Origin of the sequence: Psychroflexus sp. ALD_RP9 (assembly GCF_017311165.1) — a bacterium.
In the GTDB taxonomy this organism is placed as follows: Bacteria; Bacteroidota; Bacteroidia; order Flavobacteriales; family Flavobacteriaceae; genus Psychroflexus.
The window spans coordinates 1,328,611-1,347,388 of sequence record NZ_CP062973.1; the positions used below are offsets into that span (position 1 = coordinate 1,328,611).

General features: G+C 34.5%; 16 protein-coding genes. 6 read left to right on the forward strand and 10 right to left on the reverse strand.

Translation table 11 applies throughout. The annotated features are described in order from the left end of the window. Nucleotide 1: 1 nt before the first annotated feature. A complete protein-coding gene (locus IMZ30_RS06250) occupies nt 2-1,792 on the reverse strand; it encodes a chloride channel protein (RefSeq protein ID WP_207037475.1) in 1,791 nt (596 codons plus the stop codon). A gap of 32 nt (nt 1,793-1,824) precedes the next feature. Next, nucleotides 1,825-3,579, reverse strand: a complete 1,755-nt coding sequence (gene aspS, locus IMZ30_RS06255) for an aspartate--tRNA ligase (RefSeq protein WP_207037476.1) — start codon at nt 3,577-3,579, stop codon at nt 1,825-1,827. A gap of 255 nt (nt 3,580-3,834) precedes the next feature. Here aspS and IMZ30_RS06260 point away from each other — a divergent pair, with 255 nt between their 5' ends. After that, nucleotides 3,835-4,191 carry a toxin-antitoxin system YwqK family antitoxin gene (locus IMZ30_RS06260; RefSeq protein ID WP_207037477.1) on the forward strand — a complete coding sequence of 119 codons (357 nt, stop codon included), beginning with the start codon at nt 3,835-3,837 and terminating at the stop codon, nt 4,189-4,191. 52 nt (nt 4,192-4,243) lie between these two features. On the opposite strand, the gene IMZ30_RS06265 is transcribed toward IMZ30_RS06260, so the two are convergent. Then, complete coding sequence (locus IMZ30_RS06265) at nt 4,244-4,810, reverse strand: DNA-3-methyladenine glycosylase I (RefSeq protein WP_207037478.1); 567 nt, start codon at nt 4,808-4,810, stop codon at nt 4,244-4,246. Between the two features lie 12 nt (nt 4,811-4,822). Between IMZ30_RS06265 and IMZ30_RS06270 the strand changes: the two genes are divergently transcribed. After that, complete coding sequence (locus IMZ30_RS06270; protein ID WP_207037479.1) at nt 4,823-5,434, forward strand: thioredoxin family protein; 612 nt, start codon at nt 4,823-4,825, stop codon at nt 5,432-5,434. On the opposite strand, the gene truB is transcribed toward IMZ30_RS06270, so the two are convergent. The 5 genes from truB to IMZ30_RS06295 form a co-directional block, all read right to left on the reverse strand. Next, nucleotides 5,423-6,136: a tRNA pseudouridine(55) synthase TruB gene (truB, locus tag IMZ30_RS06275; RefSeq protein WP_207037480.1), complete on the reverse strand. Its 714-nt coding sequence runs from the start codon at nt 6,134-6,136 to the stop codon at nt 5,423-5,425. The two genes, IMZ30_RS06270 and truB, sit on opposite strands and share 12 nt — an antisense overlap. Continuing rightward, nucleotides 6,129-6,926 carry an undecaprenyl-diphosphate phosphatase gene (locus tag IMZ30_RS06280; RefSeq protein WP_207037481.1) on the reverse strand — a complete coding sequence of 266 codons (798 nt, stop codon included), beginning with the start codon at nt 6,924-6,926 and terminating at the stop codon, nt 6,129-6,131. Before IMZ30_RS06280 ends, truB begins: the two co-directional genes overlap by 8 nt. After that, nucleotides 6,926-7,192, reverse strand: coding sequence for a DUF3098 domain-containing protein (locus IMZ30_RS06285; protein ID WP_207037482.1), 267 nt, complete (start codon nt 7,190-7,192; stop codon nt 6,926-6,928). Before IMZ30_RS06285 ends, IMZ30_RS06280 begins: the two co-directional genes overlap by 1 nt. A gap of 21 nt (nt 7,193-7,213) precedes the next feature. Continuing rightward, the gene (locus IMZ30_RS06290; RefSeq protein ID WP_207037483.1) at nt 7,214-8,092 is read right to left on the reverse strand and encodes a cell division protein FtsX; all 879 of its coding nucleotides are present in this window, start codon (nt 8,090-8,092) and stop codon (nt 7,214-7,216) included. A 265-nt stretch (nt 8,093-8,357) separates the two neighbouring features. After that, on the reverse strand, nt 8,358-8,732 hold the full coding sequence (locus IMZ30_RS06295; RefSeq protein WP_207037484.1) for a TM2 domain-containing protein: 375 nt from the start codon (nt 8,730-8,732) through the stop codon (nt 8,358-8,360). A gap of 74 nt (nt 8,733-8,806) precedes the next feature. Between IMZ30_RS06295 and IMZ30_RS06300 the strand changes: the two genes are divergently transcribed. The 3 genes from IMZ30_RS06300 (at nt 8,807) to IMZ30_RS06310 (ending at nt 13,583) form a co-directional block, all read left to right on the forward strand. After that, nucleotides 8,807-9,658, forward strand: coding sequence for a hypothetical protein (locus IMZ30_RS06300; RefSeq protein ID WP_207037485.1), 852 nt, complete (start codon nt 8,807-8,809; stop codon nt 9,656-9,658). 92 nt (nt 9,659-9,750) lie between these two features. Next, on the forward strand, nt 9,751-12,810 hold the full coding sequence (locus IMZ30_RS06305) for a leucine--tRNA ligase (protein ID WP_207037486.1): 3,060 nt from the start codon (nt 9,751-9,753) through the stop codon (nt 12,808-12,810). A gap of 80 nt (nt 12,811-12,890) precedes the next feature. After that, nucleotides 12,891-13,583 carry a zinc metallopeptidase gene (locus IMZ30_RS06310; RefSeq protein WP_207037487.1) on the forward strand — a complete coding sequence of 231 codons (693 nt, stop codon included), beginning with the start codon at nt 12,891-12,893 and terminating at the stop codon, nt 13,581-13,583. Between the two features lie 84 nt (nt 13,584-13,667). Here the strand turns inward: IMZ30_RS06310 and IMZ30_RS06315 are convergent, their stop codons facing one another. Continuing rightward, nucleotides 13,668-15,338: a formate--tetrahydrofolate ligase gene (locus IMZ30_RS06315; RefSeq protein ID WP_207037488.1), complete on the reverse strand. Its 1,671-nt coding sequence runs from the start codon at nt 15,336-15,338 to the stop codon at nt 13,668-13,670. Nucleotides 15,339-15,465: 127 nt separating this feature from the next. Further along, entirely contained in the window at nt 15,466-17,793 is a 2,328-nt protein-coding gene (locus IMZ30_RS06320) for a zinc-dependent metalloprotease (RefSeq protein ID WP_207037489.1), read from the reverse strand. A gap of 109 nt (nt 17,794-17,902) precedes the next feature. On the opposite strand from IMZ30_RS06320, the gene rfbA reads away from it, so the two are divergent. Next, entirely contained in the window at nt 17,903-18,772 is an 870-nt protein-coding gene (gene rfbA, locus IMZ30_RS06325; protein ID WP_207037490.1) for a glucose-1-phosphate thymidylyltransferase RfbA, read from the forward strand. The last annotated feature ends 6 nt before the right edge of the window (nt 18,773-18,778 follow it).

The following is an 18,778-nucleotide window of genomic DNA, read 5'->3' on the forward strand; positions in this document are numbered from 1 at the left end:
TTTAAACAGTAACTTCAATTAGTTTTTGACGGTAAGCCGTTAGTAGTTTTGATTTAGAAATAAATCCGACATACTTGCCTTCTTTAACAACGGGTAAATTCCAAGCTTCGGTTTGCTGAAATTTTTGCATAATCAGTGACATTTTACAGCTGCTTAAATCAATTACATCAGGTGCCGACTGCATAAGGTCGTAGACTTTAACTTTGTTATACATATCTTGATCAAACATAATGGTTCTGATATGATCTAGCAAAATTATTCCTTTAAATTGTTGTTGATGATCAACAACTGGAAATATATTTCGAGATGATTTAACTACACCTTCCTTAACTACTTCACCAAGAGTCATGCTTTCGTTAAGTATGCAAAAGTTAGTTTCAATAACTTGCTCAATTTCCATTAAAGTTAACACAGCTTGATCTTTATTGTGGGTAACCAAGTCGCCTCTTTGAGCTAATTCTAAATGGTAGACCGAGTGTTTTTGAAAACGTTGAGTAATCATATAAGAAATCGCAGCAGTAATCATAAGTGGTATAAATAAGCTGTAACCACTGGTGAGTTCGGCTATTAAGAAAATAGCTGTTAATGGAGCATGCATAACGCCTGCCATTAGTCCTGCCATACCAACCAAGGTGTAGTTGCTTAAAGCAATGTCATGATTTAAGATTTTAAGTTGATTAATAATCATACCAAAGCAATGGCCAGCAATACTTCCAATAAATAAAACAGGTGCAAAAATACCGCCAACGCCACCAGCTGCAATTGTAATAGAACTGGCTAATATCTTTAAAAACAATAGTAGCATTAAAAATACAATAACAGTCCAAATATTTTCAAATTGATTAAAGGCATAATTTTCTGTAGCTGTAAAATGTTTACCAGCTAATAATTCATTAATCAGGGCATAACCTTCACCGTAAATTTGTGGTGTAAGTAGCATGAGTATTAAAAGGCAACCACCACCTATTAAAGCTCTGTTTAGCTTAGAGGAAAACCGCTTAAACCGACTAAAAATTGAAATATAAATTCGGCTAAAAATAATAGAGATAAAAGCCGTAAATATGCCAAGTATTCCGTACAAAGGCATATCGCTAAAACTAAATGAATCTGTAATTTGTGTTTGAAGTAAGTAGTCATTTCCGAAGAAAAAATAAGAGGTTAAAATAGCCGAAACTGAAGCGACTAAAAGCGGGATCATGGAGACAAGCGTTAAGTCAAGGCTAAAAATTTCAATAGCAAAAATAATTGCAGCAATAGGAGCTTTAAATAAAGAAGACATTGCGCCAGCAGCTGCGCAGCCAATAAGTAATGTTTTGGTAGCTTGATTTAATTTTAAATATCTAGAAAATCGCGTGCTAAGCGAAGCGCTGGTAACAACTGTAGGTGCTTCCAGACCAGCTGAACCACCAAACCCAACTGTTATTGGTGCAGCAATCAAAGACGCATAAGTCTGAAAATATTTAAATAAGCCTTTTCTTTTTGAAATGGCATATAAGGTAGTTGAAATTCCTTGACCTATTTCAGATTTAATTAATCGTGTTTTAAAAAAATAGACTAATACTAAACCTATAATCGGTAAACCTATCTTGTACATATGGTCGTAATAGCTAGAGCTTTCAACAAAAAAAAGCGATTGTACAAAATAGGTTAAGTTCTTCATTAATACAGCTACAGTTCCTGAAGCCAAGCCAACTAATCCGCCTAAAATAACAAGATATTGTTGCCGATTTAAGTGTTTTTCTCTAAATCGGTTAAGCTTAAAAAAAAATCGCTGAAACCTAGATATTCCCATGCTAATTAATTTTTAAGCCACTATTCTATAAATTAAGATTTTGTGATGAGACTTAAATGTAACTCTTTTAGTTGTTCTTCGCTGATTTTTGCGGGTGCATCAATCATAATATCACGTCCTGAATTGTTTTTAGGAAACGCAATAAAATCGCGAATACTTTCTTGCCCGCCTAAAATTGCCACTAATCGATCTAAGCCAAATGCAATTCCACCATGAGGTGGCGCTCCATATTGAAAGGCATCCATTAAAAATCCGAACTGAGCTTTTGCTTCTTCTTGAGTAAAGCCTAAAAAGTCGAACATTTTTTCTTGCATATGGCGATCGTGAATTCTAATAGAGCCGCCACCAATTTCGTTACCGTTTAAAACTAAGTCGTAGGCATTAGCTCTTACTTTTCCAGGTTCTGTTTCAAGTAATTTAAGATCTTCTAGTTTAGGCGAAGTAAATGGGTGATGCATAGCGTGAAATCGTTCAGTTTCTTCATCCCATTCAAGTAACGGAAAGTCAACCACCCATAAAGGTGCAAATTCGTTAGGGTTTCTTAAGCCTAAACGTTCGGCCATTTCCATTCTTAAAGCACTAAGTTGAGCGCGAGTTTCATTGGTTTTTCCTGATAATACAGCAATTAAATCGCCTGGTTTTGCGCCTGTAATTTCAGCCCATTTTTTTAAGTCGTCTTGATTGTAAAATTTATCGACAGATGATTTAAAACTGCCATCTGTGTTATATTTAACATAAACCATCCCTTTTGCACCAATTTGTGGTCGCTTTACCCAATCGATGAGTTTATCAATTTCTTTTCTTGAGTAACTTGCTGCGTTTGGTATCGCAATGCCTACAACTAATTCAGCTTGGTTAAATATCGAAAACTCTTTGTGTTGTGCAACTTTGTTCAGTTCACCAAACTTCATCCCAAACCTTATATCTGGTTTGTCATTTCCGTAAGTTCTCATGGCTTCATCATAAGTCATTCTTGGGAAATCTTCAATGCTTACGCCATTAATTTCTTTCAATAGGTGTTTTGTAAGGCCTTCAAAAGTTTGCAATACATCTTCTTGTTCAACAAATGTCATTTCGCAATCAATTTGTGTAAACTCTGGTTGGCGGTCGGCTCTTAAATCTTCATCTCTAAAACACTTGACAATTTGAAAGTACTTGTCAAGTCCGCCTACCATCAACAATTGCTTAAAGGTTTGTGGTGATTGTGGCAAGGCGTAAAATTGATTGGTATTCATACGGCTTGGTACCACAAAATCGCGGGCGCCTTCTGGTGTAGATTTTATAAGGTAAGGTGTTTCAACATCAATAAAATCTTGTTGGGTTAGGTAATTTCTGACGGCCATTGAAACTTTACTTCTGAAAATCAATTTGTCTTTAACAGGTTGGCGTCTAATGTCGAGGTAACGATATTTTAATCTTAAATCTTCGCCACCATCGGTCTTGTCTTCAATAGTAAATGGAGGAGTTTTAGAAGTGTTTAGGATGTTTAACTTTTCGACTAAAACTTCAATTTCTCCTGTATTAATATGTGTATTTTTAGATTCACGCTCAATAACCTTTCCTTCAACTTGGATCACAAATTCACGGCCGAGTGTTCTCGCTTGTTCAACAAGTTGTTTGTTAGAGCGTTCGGCATCAATAACCAATTGCGTAATACCGTAACGATCGCGTAAGTCAATCCAAATGATAAAGCCTTTATCTCTAATTTTTTGTACCCAACCTGATAATTTTACTGTTTTATTAACGTGGTTGATATTTAATGTGTTGTTATTGTGCGTTCTGTACATGGCTTGTAACTCGTTAAAATAAGTGTGCAAAAATAATCAAGATTCTGGTAATATAACTTTTTATGGCTTTAAAGTTAGGGGTTCTTTTTAGTTCAATAATTTATAAGTAAGCAATTAAAATATATAAAATGATTAAAACAATAAATATATAATGTATTTAAAGTGAAGGAGTTATGATTTTAATGTAAACTTAATGTTAACCTAATATGTTTTAAACGTAAATTTAATGTATATTTGTTGTTAAATATTGAAGTTATGAAGATGTTAGGAACCTTATTTATGGCATTATTAATGAGTTTTTCACTTTTTGCTCAAGAAAATGACCAGGTAAAATTAGAAAAAGAAGGTGATTTAGTTAAAGCAACTTTTTTTCATGATAACGGTGAAGTAAGTCAAATAGGTTATTTTAAAAATGATAAACCTCACGGTGAGTGGAAAGCTTATGATACCACTGGAGATAAAATTGCTCAAGCTAAATATGATGAAGGCAAAAAAGTTGGCAAATGGTTCTTTTGGAACGATGGCAGTCTTTCTGAAGTTGATTATCGCAACAACGCTATTGCTAAAGTTAGCTCGTACCAAAAAAATGAAACTTTTGTTGTGAGCAATTAAATAACCAGCACTTTATAAATTTTGAAGCCTCATTTATTGAGGCTTTTTTTATTTATTTTTTGAAGCAAGCGTTTAAATGATCATTTATAATACCACAGCTCTGTAAAAAGGCATAAACCGTTGTAGGTCCCAAAAATTTAAATCCGCGCACTTTTAAATCTTTAGAAATTCGTTTACTTAACTGAGAAGGTGAAGGAATAGTTTTTATGTTAGGAACATCGTTAACTATTGGTTGGTGATTTACATAACTCCAAAAATAATGACTTAAGCTTTTATACTCAGCTTTGATAAGTAAACAAGCTCTTGCATTATTAATTGTTGCTTCAATTTTACCACGATGTCTCACTATGCCTTTGTTATGGAGTAAGTCTTCTACTTTAGCAGAGTCGTAATTAGCGATTTTTTGTATATCAAACAGATCGAATGCAACTCTAAAGTTATTTCTTTTTTTTAAAATTGTTAGCCAGTTGAGTCCTGACTGAAAACATTCGAGGCTTAATTTTTCAAATAATTCTTGATCATCAAAACATGCTTTTCCCCATTCATTATCGTGATAATTGATGTACAAAGAATTTGTTAAGCACCAATCGCAGCGATTTAGTTTTGCTAGTTTTGTCATTTTAAAATTAATATGGAACCAAAACTAAGCATAATAAAACAATATTTATCAGACGCTATGTCTTATAGCGAGTATAAAAACTTGGTTAAGCAATTATTAGACGAAGGTAAAGCAACAGGCCACAACCAAAGCGAACTGTATTTAAACTATTCTAAATTAGGCTTTAGCCGAATGAAACGTTGGGAAAAAACCTTTAAACTTGATCAAACGCAAATTGAAGCTATCAAGTCTATTTCTACGCCACAAACTTGGTTAGTCATTTCTGAAGGTTGGTGTGGAGACGCAGCACCAGCATTACCAATTATGAAAAAAATAGCTGAAACAAATGATCATATCGATTTTAAAGTAATTCTTCGGGACGATTTTCCTGAAGTTATTGATGCGTTTTTAACTAATGGTGGAAAATCTATACCAAAGTTAATTAGCTTTAATCTTGACAAAGGCGAACTTTATTTTACGTGGGGTCCACGACCATCAACGGCTACCCAAATGGTTGAAGATGAAAAAAAGAACGAAGGGCAACTCTCGGCTGAATTTAAAGAAAAGCTTCAACACTGGTACAATACTGACAAAGGAAAAACGACGGCGAACGATTTAGTTGATTTACTGAAATCAACTACTTAATTGTTGTTCAAAGTCTTCAATAGTTAGTGCATTTTCGACAGTATAGCTGCCAATAGCTGTTCGTCTTAAAGCGCTTAAATGGCCGCCAGAGTTAAGTGATTTACCAAAATCATGCGCTAAACTTCTAATATAAGTGCCTTTACTGCAAACCACTTTAAAAGTTGCTTTGGGTTGTTGGTCACCTAAGCCTTGTATTGACGTCAGCTTAAATTCTTCAATATAAACCTCTCGTTTTGGTATCTCGACAGATTTTCCTTCTCGTGCAAACTCATAAAGTCGCTTACCTTCTTTTTTTAAGGCTGAAAATATAGGCGGTTGTTGCATGATTTTACCTGTAAATTTTGAAGTTGTTTCGTGTAAAAGCTGTTCAGTAATATGCTGTGTTTCAAAATACTGGTTAATTTCAGTCTCTAAATCGTAAGATGCTGTTGTGGCTCCAAATGTAATTTCACCTGTGTATACTTTAGTTTGCCCCATTAAATCTTGAATGGTTTTGGTTTTTTTCCCTGTACAGATAATTACCAATCCGGTTGCGAGCGGATCTAAAGTTCCTGCATGACCAACTTTTATTTTCTTAATCTTAAATTCACGTTTAATTAGCCATCTTATTTTATTAACAAGTTGAAATGACGTCCAGTTTAAAGGCTTATCAAAAAATAAAACCTGACCTTCTTTGTAATCCTTTAAATCTAGTTTAGGCATGAAATTGAGTAATGAAAATTGCGGTTAAACCAACAATAAAACAATAGATGGCAAAATATTTAAGTTTACTTTTTTTAACAAGGCTAATCATCCAGGTGCAAGCAAATAAACCTGTTAAAAATGCAGCTATAAACCCAGCCGAAAGCGCTAAAATATGTGGTGTTTCAGTAGAAATTTCTCCACTACTTAAATCCTTAGCAATTTTTCCAAAAATGAGTGGTACAACCATTAAGAAAGAAAAACGGGCGGCTTTAGACTTATCATTACCAAGCAATACCGATGTTGCTATTGTTGCACCACTTCTAGATATACCAGGTAAAACTGCAATGGCTTGCGCAATGCCGATAATAATAGCATTAGTATAAGTTACGTTTTTTTCAGTAGGTTTTGCTTTATCGGTTAAAAACAATAATAAACCAGTAACTACCAGCATAAAACCGACTAATATAATATTGTCTGCAAAAAGTAATTCCATTTCAGTTTCAAAAAAGAAACCTATTAAAGCTGCAGGAATCATCGATAAAACAATTTTTATAGAAAATTCAAATTCTGCATTCCATTTTAGTTGAAATAAACCTTTAAAAATCTCAAAGATATCTTTTCTAAAAATCACAACTGTGCTTAAAGCCGTTGCAAAATGTAGAACCACAGTAAATAACATCGATTCCTTAGGTACGCTATCATCACTTAGTAAAACTTTTCCAAGCTCTAAGTGGCCACTTGACGAAACAGGTAAAAATTCAGTTAAACCCTGAATAACGCCTAAAATGGCAGAATCTAAAACATCCATTAATTTTGTTTAGGAGAGGTTAAAATCGCGTAAACTTCAACTGCAAACCCGATTAAAATTAAACTTGGTGCTAGCCTAATTCTTCGCCAACTAAAAATTTCAGGATTAAATACATTAGGATCATCACTTCCGCCGCCTGCCATCAAAATAAAGCCTAAGGCAATAATAATAAGACCAATCACCATGAATTTATAATTTCGCTGACCAAAAATAAATGTATTTTGATGTTTGTTTTTGCGTTCTCGTTTTAATTTGCTTTCTCCCATAAGTCCTAATATAATAGGTTTTTAATAATATAACTCATCTGTTTTCAAATTTAAAAAGCGCTGAGTAGCAAAAAATGTACTTAACCATGAAATGATTAACCCCAATAAAAAAACAGCACCAAAAAGAACTGCTAATATAGGTTTATTAGCAATCAAATAGAGTTCTGGGAAACTCTGATCGAGATAATAAAGCACAACAGCCATACCGATGAGTGATAAAATAGCACCAATGCTTCCAAGTTTAATACTTTTCCAAATAAAAGGTCTTCTAATAAAGCCTTTTGTAGCACCAACCATTTGCATGGTTTTAATGGTAAATCGTTTAGAGTAAACCGAAAGTCTAATGGAGCTATTAATCAATAAAACGGCGATAAATGTAAACACACCGCTTATTACAAGCACCCAAAAGCTCAGCTTTTTAATATTATCATTAAGTAGTGCAATTAAAGGTTTATCATAAATAATTTCATCAACAAATTCATATTCTTTCAAATCACGTGAAATTTCAGCTATTTGTACTTCAGAGACATAATCGGCATTAAAATAAATATCTATAGCGTTTTGTAAAGGATTATAACCCAGAAAATCCATAAAATCTTCACCTATTTCTTTGCTGTAAGCTTTGGCAGCTTCTTCTTTAGAAATAAATTGAATCGATTTAGTGTAGTCAGACAATGCAATCGATTTTTGCAACTGATTAATTTCAACCTCCTTAGCCGTGTCGTCAAGATAAATGGTAAGTGCAATTTGCTCTTTAAAATGGTCTGCAACTTTTTGTGTATTTAAAACTAAAATACCTAGCAAACCAACCAAAAACAAAACCAAGGCAATGCTAATTACAACCGAAAAATAGGAAGTAATTAAGCGGCGTTTCTGGTATTTTTCAAACGATGAGGCCATCTTAAATATTTTCGTAAAAATAAAAAACTCAATTGTATAACGCTCAAATTACACATTTATTTTTTGGGCGCTTTTGCTTGCTTTCATTGCAACGCCGCAAGCTATAATTAACAAATGCTAAGCTTAATAGGCTTTCAAGGCATCAAGCTTTTAAACCTGCATTTGTAAAATTTTAGCTTTTACGGGGTTTTCATTACAATCAAGCGCGCATAAAAAAGCCGCTCAATTTTGTTAAGCGGCTTTTTTGGTAAAAGTCTTTTTTTGATTAAAAATTATCAGTTAAGATATTAACTAAATCAATTATTGCCCAAATACCTAAACCACCAAAAGTAATGATGAATAAAATGTTTGCCCAAACTGGTTTTTTAGCATACCAACGGTGTGCAGCAAAAGGCCAACCTAAGAAAAACCAAAATGCAACGGCAACCCATTTGTCATAGCCAGCAGCTGCAATAGGTGTTAAAGCGTCTTCACTGGCAACAATCTCAGTAGTAGATGAGTTTATGTTTGCACTTTCAACCTCAATAGTTGTAGTTTCAACATTTGCTTCAGCTTTTTTAACATTGTCTTTGTTTACAGGAAAAGACGCAAACATTAAAGATGTTGAAAACAACACCATAAATAACATAAAATTTTTCATAAGTTTGAATTTTGTTTTTGTAAACTTAATGTTTTATGTTAAAATTAAGAAATTTTTTTTATTTATTTTTTTTGATGACGACTGTTATAATTGGTCAAAATTCAGAAAACTATGAATTTATAGGCTCAGTTTTATTAGAAGACGACACAATGATTTCTTATAAACTCAGCTTTAAAGACATTGGCAATGGTAAAATTACAGGTCAATCAATTACAGATTTTGCTGGAGAACATCGTACAATTTCGTCTATTGAAGGTCAAATAGATTATAAAAACAATACAATTTCCTACAAAGAGACTAAAAATTTGCTAACAAAGTCAAATTATGAAGACGATAGTTTTTGTTACATTCATCTAAATAAGGCAAACATTAAACTCAGAAACCGCAAAAGCGTAATTGAAGGCAGCTTTCAAGGTAAGTATCCTAATGATGAGCCATGTGTCTCTGGTGAAATTAGATTAGTTGGTACAGATTTCTTCTTTAAGAAAATGGATCGATTTAACCGTAGAATAAGTAGAATCAACAAGATTGATAGTCTTACCAAAGCAAAATTAGCAACTTCAATTTTCAAAAATAAAGTAGAAAATAATACACTTCAAAATGAAGATGTTGTGGCGTTATTTTTACCTAAAGCAAAGCATGTATTTCTTGAAATTTGGGACGAAGAGCTTGAAGACGGAGATAAAATAGATGTTTTTGTTAACAAAAAACTTGTTTTAGAAAATTATGAAATAAAAAATCAAAAAAAGATACTCAAATTACCGTTTACCCAACCTGAGATGACAATTGCTGTCGTGGCAAATAATATTGGTGTAAAAGCACCTAACACAGTTAGTTTAGTTTTAAGAGCAAAACAAGAGCAGCATAAATTAAGAACTAAATTAGAAAAAAATCAGCAAGCATTTTTACTTTTAAAGCATAACTAAGGATGGTGTTTTAATATAATTTATTTAAGTCTCAAGTTATAGGTTCAACCTAATAATCTTATTTTTGCCATAAACAGAAGAGAAATACCATTATGGCATATAAATTCCAATCCATAGAATCTAAATGGCAAGACAAATGGGCTAAAGACAAGCCTTTTAAAGCTAAACAGCCCGATCAATTCAAAGATAAACCTAAACCACCGTTTTATGTTTTAGATATGTTTCCTTATCCATCAGGTGCGGGTTTACATGTCGGTCATCCTTTAGGTTATATTGCTAGTGATATTTATGCCCGTTATAAACGCCATAAAGGCTTTAATGTTTTGCATCCACAAGGTTATGACTCTTTTGGTTTACCAGCTGAGCAGTATGCCATACAAACAGGTCAGCATCCAGCAAAAACTACCGAAGTCAATATTAAACGATACCGAGAACAACTCGATAAAATTGGCTTTTCATTTGACTGGGATCGAGAAGTTCGCACAAGTGACCCTAATTATTACAAATGGACGCAGTGGATATTCAGCGAATTATTTCAATCTTATTACGATACCAAAGATCAACAGGCTAAACCTATAGAAAATCTTATCGCTCAATTTCAAACCAAAGGAAACTCTAACCTAAATGCTGCTTGTGATAGTGATGTTTCTGAATTTTCAGCAGATGATTGGAAAGCTTTTACGGCTAAACAACAGGAGCAAATTCTACTTCAATACCGCTTAACTTATCTCGCTGAAACTGAAGTTAACTGGTGTCCAGCTTTAGGAACGGTTTTAGCTAACGATGAAATTGTTAATGGTGTCTCAGAACGTGGTGGGCATCCAGTTGTTCGAAAAAAAATGAAACAATGGAGCATGCGCATTTCGGCTTATGCAGAACGTCTACTGCAAGGAATGCAGGACCTTGAGTGGACAGACAGCCTTAAAGATGCTCAACGCAATTGGATCGGCAAATCGGTTGGCGCACAAGTCAAGTTTAAAATTAAAGGACATTCTAACTTCATAGAAGTCTTTACCACAAGACCAGACACCATTTTTGGGGTGAGTTTTATGACCTTAGCGCCAGAGCACGAATTGGTTCAGCAAATTACAACACCAGAACAGAAAAAAGCTGTCGAGGCTTACATAAAAGAAACAGCTAAACGTAGCGAACGCGAGCGTATGGCTGATGTTAAACATATTTCAGGTGTGTTTACAGGCGCTTATGCCGAACATCCTTTATCTCAAGAGCCTATCCCGATTTGGATTGGTGACTATGTGTTAGCTAGTTACGGCACAGGCGCAGTGATGGCTGTGCCTTGTGGCGATCAGCGAGATTTTGATTTTGCTCAACATTTTGATATTCCAATACCAAACGTATTTCAAAATGTTGATATTTCAGAAAAGGCTCATGGTGACAAAGACCAAACTACCATCGTCAATTCAGATTTTTTAAATGGCTTAAATGTTAAACAAGCTATTTCAGAAGCTATAAAAAGGCTTGAAAAAATTGGCGCAGGCCAAGCTAAAATTAATTATCGCTTAAGAGATGCGGTGTTCTCACGCCAGCGCTATTGGGGCGAGCCTTTTCCTATTTATTATGTTGATGGTTTACCAAAACTAATAGATATAAAGCATTTACCTTTAAAACTTCCTGAGGTTGAAAAATATTTACCAACCGAAGACGGTGCGCCACCTTTAGGTCGAGCTGATGTGTGGGCTTGGGACACCAAAAATAACCAAGTTGTTGAAAACACTAAAATTGATCATCAAACCATATTTCCATTAGAATTAAACACAATGCCAGGTTGGGCTGGAAGTTCATGGTATTTATTTCGTTACATGGAAACCAATCAGCGAGATGAAGTATTTGCCTCAGCTGAAGCTTTAGAATACTGGAAAAATGTAGATTTATACATTGGTGGTAGCGAACATGCCACAGGCCATTTACTCTATGCTCGATTTTGGACTAAATTTTTATACGATCGTGGCCTCATTCAGGTTGAAGAACCATTTAAAAAACTGATTAACCAAGGCATGATTTTAGGTGAAAGTGCTTTTGTACATATTTATGATGGTGGTTATGCTAGTAAAGATGCTGATTCAGAAAGAGATTATAAGAAAAATCTAATTTTAAGCACTGAGATAGTTGAGTTTATTAAAAGTAATATTAGCTTATTTCATAATTTTTGGGTTGGGAAATCAATTTCTGACCAAGAGATACTTGAAAATTATAAAATTACAGTTGAAGAATTAAAAAGAGCAAAAAATATCTATCTGCTATTACAAGAAGCCTCCGAAAAACAAGGTTTTATATCAATGGCATGGTCTAGAGACATATTTCCTGTAAGATCAATACATGTTGATGTCTCTTTAGTAAATACGTCTAACGAGCTTGATATTGAAGCATTTAAGCAATGGCGTCCAGAGTTTTCTGAAGCCCAATTCATTAAAAATGAAGATAATAAGCTTATTGTTTCGCGTGAGGTCGAAAAAATGTCGAAGTCAAAGTTTAATGTGGTTAATCCCGATGAGATTTGTGAGCAGTACGGCGCTGATACCTTACGAATGTATGAAATGTTTTTAGGCCCAATTGATCAAGCTAAACCTTGGAATACGGCTGGATTATCTGGTGTACACAACTTCCTTAAAAAATTATGGAAACTCTACCATAATGGCGAACATTTTGAAGTAAGCGATCAGCCAGCCTCTAAAGAATCATTAAAGACTTTACACAAAACCATTAAAAAAGTCACACAAGATATCGAAGATTTTAGCTTTAATACTTCGGTCTCTACGTTTATGATTTGTGTCAACGAATTAAGTCAACAAAAGTGTCAACATCGTGAGGTTCTAGAACCTTTAGCCGTTTTAATATCACCTTATGCACCACATATTGCCGAAGAGCTATGGGAGAAGTTAGGTTATTCGGGTGGTATTTCTTTTGTAGATTATCCAAAGTATGATGAATCATACCTTAAAGAAGACACTAAAACGTATCCGATTTCATTTAACGGTAAAATGAGATTTACTTTAGATTTATCACTAGACTTATCGAAAGATGAAATTGAAGCCGCTGTCATGAATGATGAACGCACGCAAAAACAACTGGCAGGAAGAACTCCTAAAAAAGTGATTGTAGTTCCTGGTAAAATTGTTAATCTAGTCGGTTAAACAGCAGTTTTGTCAGTTTTTTAAGTTGGTCTTAAATTTGCTGTATATTTTGTAATTAAACAATAAATTAAAAATTAAACATGGGCGGATATTATATATTAATAGGAGCAATATTACTAGTGAGTTGGTTGGTAAGCAGCCAATTAAAGTCAAAATTTAAAAAATATTCAAAAGTTCAGTTACAAAATGGGATGAGCGGTAAAGAAATCGCTGAAAAAATGTTAGCTGATCATGGTATTACAGATGTGCAAGTTATTTCTACGCCAGGTCGATTAACAGACCATTATCATCCCACCAAAAAAACAGTTAATTTAAGTGAAAGTGTGTATTCTCAACGCAATGCGGCTTCAGCTGCTGTAGCAGCTCATGAAGTTGGTCATGCGGTACAACACGCTCAGGCCTATTCTTGGTTAGAAATGCGTAGTCAACTTGTTCCTATAGTGAGTGTGGCTTCTCAATTTTCTCAATGGGTTATTTTTGGTGGACTTATTTTAATGGGAATGGTGTCAGTTGGCGTTGGGCAAATGGTTTTACTAGCTGGTATTATCATGTTTGGTTTAGGAACACTTTTCAGTTTTATTACTTTACCAGTTGAATATGACGCAAGTAACCGCGCTTTGGCTTGGTTAAAGCGTGAAAATATGGTCACTGCAGATGAATATAAAGGCTCTGAAGACGCTTTAAAGTGGGCAGCACGAACTTATGTAGTTGCTGCTATTGGTTCATTAGCTACCTTGCTTTATTTTATTAGCATTTACTTAGGAAGAGACTAATTTTGGTTGAAGTTCAATTATAAAAAAGCCGCTTTTAGCGGCTTTTTGTAGTTAGAGAATATATTCAAAAAGGTATTACGAGTCTTAAAATAGCCCTGAAATATTTCCTTGGTCATCGATATCAATGTTTTCAGATGCGGGATGTGCAGGTAAGCCTGGCATTCGCATCATTTTACCGGTAATCGGAATAATGAAACCTGCACCAGCTGCAATTTCAATCTCTCTTACATTTAAAATAAAGTTTTCAGGTCTGCCGCGACGAGATTCATCATCCGATAATGATTTTTGAGTTTTAGCCATACAAATCGGTAAATGGCTTAAGCCCAAGTTTTCAATACGTTTCAAATCGGCTTTGGCTTTAGGTGAATAATCAACTGAAGACGCTCCGTAAATGCTTTTCGCAATCACTTCAACTTTATCTAAGACTGGTTGATCCCATTTGTATAAAGCTTTAAAGTCACTAGCTGAAGTATTTTCTAGTGTTTTAATCACTTCCGTAGCAAGTTCAATGGCACCGTTTCCGCCTTCAGCCCAAACATTGGCTAAGGCCACTTTGATGCCTTTGGCTTTGGCAAATTCTTGTATAATTTCAATTTCTTCGTGAGTGTCACTCGTAAATTGGTTGATTGCTATAATTGGTGTAATATTAAACTTGAGGGCGTTTTCAAGATGTTTTTCTAAATTAGGTAGACCTTTTTTTACTGCCTTTGGATTTGGGGTTTCTAATTCATTTAAGGCTGCTCCACCATGGTATTTTAAAGCGCGAATAGTTGCTGTGAGTACAATAATTTCGGGTTTAAGATTAGCACTTTGACATTTTATATCGAGAAACTTTTCCCCGCCTAAATCAAACCCAAAACCAGCTTCGGTTACAGTATAATCGGCTAAACTTAACCCCATTTTTGTTGCTAAAACGGTGTTAGTACCTTGTGCAATGTTGGCAAATGGACCGCCATGAATAATGGCTGGGTTTCCTTCTATACTTTGTACCAAATTTGGTTTTATGGCATCTTTAAGCAAAGTTGCCATGGCACCTTCGGCTTTAAGGTCTTTGGCATAAATAGGTGTTTTATAGAAAGTGAACCCAATAAAAATGCGGCCTAAGCGATCTTTTAGATCGTTTAAATTATTACTGAGGCATAAAATGGCCATAAGCTCTGAAGCTGCCGTGATATCAAAACCAGTTTCTCGAGGAACACCCATTGTGGTACCGCCAAGGCCAACGATGATTTGACGTAATGCACGATCATTTATGTCTAATACCCGTTTCCACTTAACAGTTCGGGCATCAATATTTAGATTATTAGTTTTACTTTGAATATTATTATCGATAATTGCGGCAAGTAGATTATGCGCTTTTTCGATGGCAGAAAAATCACCTGTAAAATGTAAGTTAATGTCCTCCATAGGTAATACTTGAGACTTGCCACCACCAGTGGCGCCACCTTTTATGCCAAATACGGGTCCTAATGAGGGCTCGCGTAACACTACAATGCTTGACTTGCCGAGCTTATTGAGACCTTCATTTAGACCGATAGACATGGTTGTTTTACCTTCTCCAGCTGGTGTTGGTGAAATGGCACTGACCAAAATTAATTTGTTTTTTGATGCCTTTGCTTCATCTATTAAATCAAGCGGTAATTTTGCTTTAAACTTACCATAATGTTCAAGTTGGTCTGGATTGATACCAATTTTTTCAGCAATTGTATTAATGTGGTTCAATTTTACTGAATTAGCGATCTCTATATCTGTCATTTTGTTTTAAATTTTCGACTGAAAGTTATGATAAAAAATAGAGTTACAGATTGATTTTTATCAGTTTATAGTTACAAAAAAACGCTTGGAAAACTCCAAGCGTTTTTTGTTGTATGCTTATCTATTATTAGTCATTTAATGAGTGATGTAGAAATAAATAATGTGTTTTTAAAATGCCATTTTTACGTTTGCTCAACTTTTTAAAGTAAGGTTTTAAATCTTTTTGAATGTTTAAGATGTAAGCTTTTATTTCAGAAGCTAACTGATCATCTTCAATTAAATCTTCAAAATGATTAATCATTTGCTTTTGTAATTCACGTTCAGCTAAATCTGGTGTTTCATTTTTGTAAATGAGATCATCAGTCAATTGATTTAGGAGTTCATGAACTGAAAGTCCATTGCCTTCTAGGCTTGCATTACTACTCATCATTTCATTAAGAGACCTTGAAGACGTTAATCGCTTCAGTAAGTTGACATTTATATCGATTAAGCGTTCTAATGTTCCGTTTTCAGAAAAATTAGACACTAACTTTTTATCGATTAACCAATATTGTGTTTGAAATACATTCTTGTTAAGAAAGGCTAATGATTCAATTTGTTTTTCGCGGTTAACTAATTGGTAAGGTGTGCCTGTTTGCCCCTTGTGAAGTAAGGTTTCGTGTACACCACCAATATTATTAGCTACATGATATATATAGCGTCTGTACACCGAAAGCATTTCGCCGTATAACTCCTCTAAGTCATCATAGGTTTGTCCATTTTCTGTAGTCCAGTCGTTGAGGTTTTTAGCGACAATTTTAAGATTAGATAAACCGTAATTGCTAGCTTTTATGGTGTTGTCTCCAATATTTTCAGTTTGTGAATCAGGGTCATCATTGTAGCCGCCAAACATGTATAGTTTTTGAGTACTTTTATCATCTACCAATTGTTCTAAGATGTTTTTGACTTCCTCGGCAGTTTTATCTTCATAATAGCGGTAACCCCATTCAACTGCATAATCATCGTATGGGCCAAGCTTTCTTATAAATCGAATATTTTTATCGCCAGGTTGTGCAACATAGTTGTAGCGCGCATAATCCATGATTGTTGTTGCAATCCCCATTTTTTGTGTAAATTTTCCTGACCGAAGCGAATCTACTGGATACGCCGAACTTGCTTTCATATTGTGTGGTAAGCCGATGGCATGACCAATTTCGTGAGAAATTACTCGACGCATCATTTCGCCAATTTCTTCTTCTGGTGTGTTTAAGGTTCTTGCTTTTGGATTAGCGGCTCCAGTTTCTAGTAAATAGCGATTTCTGTAAGAACGTAGATGGTTGTGGTACCAAATAATGTCACTTTCAATAATTTCACCAGTTCTAGGGTCGGCTACACTTGGGCCAACAGCGTTTCTGGTTGTTGAAGCTACATATCGAACAGTTGAGTAACGTATATCTTCAGGATTAAAGTCTGGATCTTCTTCTTTAGTGGGTGCTTTTTTTGCAATAATTGCGTTTTTAAAACCTGCTTTTTCAAAGGCTGAATTCCAATCTTCAATTCCTTTAATAAAATAAGGTATCCATTTTTTTGGCGTAGCAGGATCGAGGTAATAAACTATTGGCTTTACAGGTTCAACTAATTCTCCACGTGCATAAGCATCTTTGTCTTTAGGGACTAAACGCCATCGTTTTGCAATTCTGTAATCATCAGCTTTTAAAGCATCTGAGCTAAAATTGTATTTTCTCAAACTAAACCAACCTACTCGTGAATCTACATAGCGCACTTTCATTTTGTCTTCAGGAAGTTCTATAATCGAATGGTTGACTTGAAAGCTAAATGTATTGGCACTGTTTCCTCTTGGCGGTTCTTTTACATTAAATGTTAAAGTATGTAGTATTTCTATGTTTTTAGGGAATGCAGATACGCGATCAATTCGACTACGCGATTTATCGACACCACCGATTTTATATTCTTTTTTCTGGTAATCTCCTATAATATTAAATGAAGGTGAATCTGCATTAAAAAACGAAGAAACTTCAATTGTTATCATTTTATCATCTTCGTCTTCAATTTTAAAACTTGCAAGAATTGGATTGAAGTTATTTTGCTGAACACTCAAGCTAATCGGGTCTTCTTCATTAGCCACATTTACAGTTGAAATCTGTAATAAATCAATAGCGTTCCCGCGCTTCACAAAATGAATCATTTGTTCAGAAGTTTTAGACCCAGCGTTGGTGTAAGGTGAGTAATTACCTGGAATTTGCTTTAACCGTGTAACCATAAGCAGGTCTTTTTCTAAAACTGATTTCGGTATTTTAAAGTAAAGTTTATCATCACCAAAAAAGGTATTAACCAAGCCTTGATTTTTATCTAGCTTTTCTAGCTTTTCATTGAAAGGAATATCTTCAGAAGTTTTATTTTTCTGAGCATAAATGATGTTTGTTGCTAGTAAAAATAATAATATAAGATGTCGCATAAATTTAGATTTATAATTTAGAGTCTCAAAATACTAAAAAGTTTAAACTAAGCGGTTTGAAAAAAATCACTAATTTCGCTCAACAACTCAATAACCAAAACAACTATTTATGAAAGGAATTATATTAGCTGGCGGCTCAGGAACAAGACTTCATCCATTAACACACGCTGTTTCTAAGCAACTTTTACCCGTTTATGATAAGCCCATGATTTTTTATCCACTCTCGGTGTTAATGTTAGCAAATATTAAAGATATACTTGTGATTTCTACACCTGAAGATTTACCTAACTTTAAGAAATTATTAGGTGATGGTAGTAAATATGGTATTAATTTAAGCTATGAAGTACAACCAAGTCCAGATGGTTTAGCACAAGCTTTTATTATTGGCGAAGATTTTATTGGAGATGACGATGTAAGTTTAGTTTTAGGAGATAATATTTTTTATGGTGCTGGTTTATCACAATTATTATCAAACGCTGTTAATAAAGTTGAAGCAAGTAAAGAAGCTGTTATTTTTGGTTATCGCGTAGACGACCCAAGGCGGTATGGTGTCGCTGAAATTAATAAAGAAGGTAAAGTTTTGAGTGTAGAAGAAAAACCAGCTAAGCCAAAAGGGCAACATGCCGTTGTTGGTTTATATTTTTATCCCAATTCGGTTATTAAAATTGCAAAAAATGTTAGGCCTTCTGATCGTGGAGAATTAGAAATTACCTCGGTAAACGAAGTTTATTTGAATGATGGAAACTTACATTTACAAACTATGAATCGTGGCTTTGCTTGGCTTGATACGGGAACTCATGAAGCCTTAACTGAAGCAACTGAATTTATTAAAGCTTTAGAAAAACGAACAGGACTTAAAATAGCATGCTTAGAAGAGATTGCCTTGCAGAAAAATTGGGTAACTAAAGCTCAAATCGCTCATCAAATTGAAGGTAAAAAGGGAGATTATTACGGTTATTTACAACGCTTAATTGATTAAAGTCAC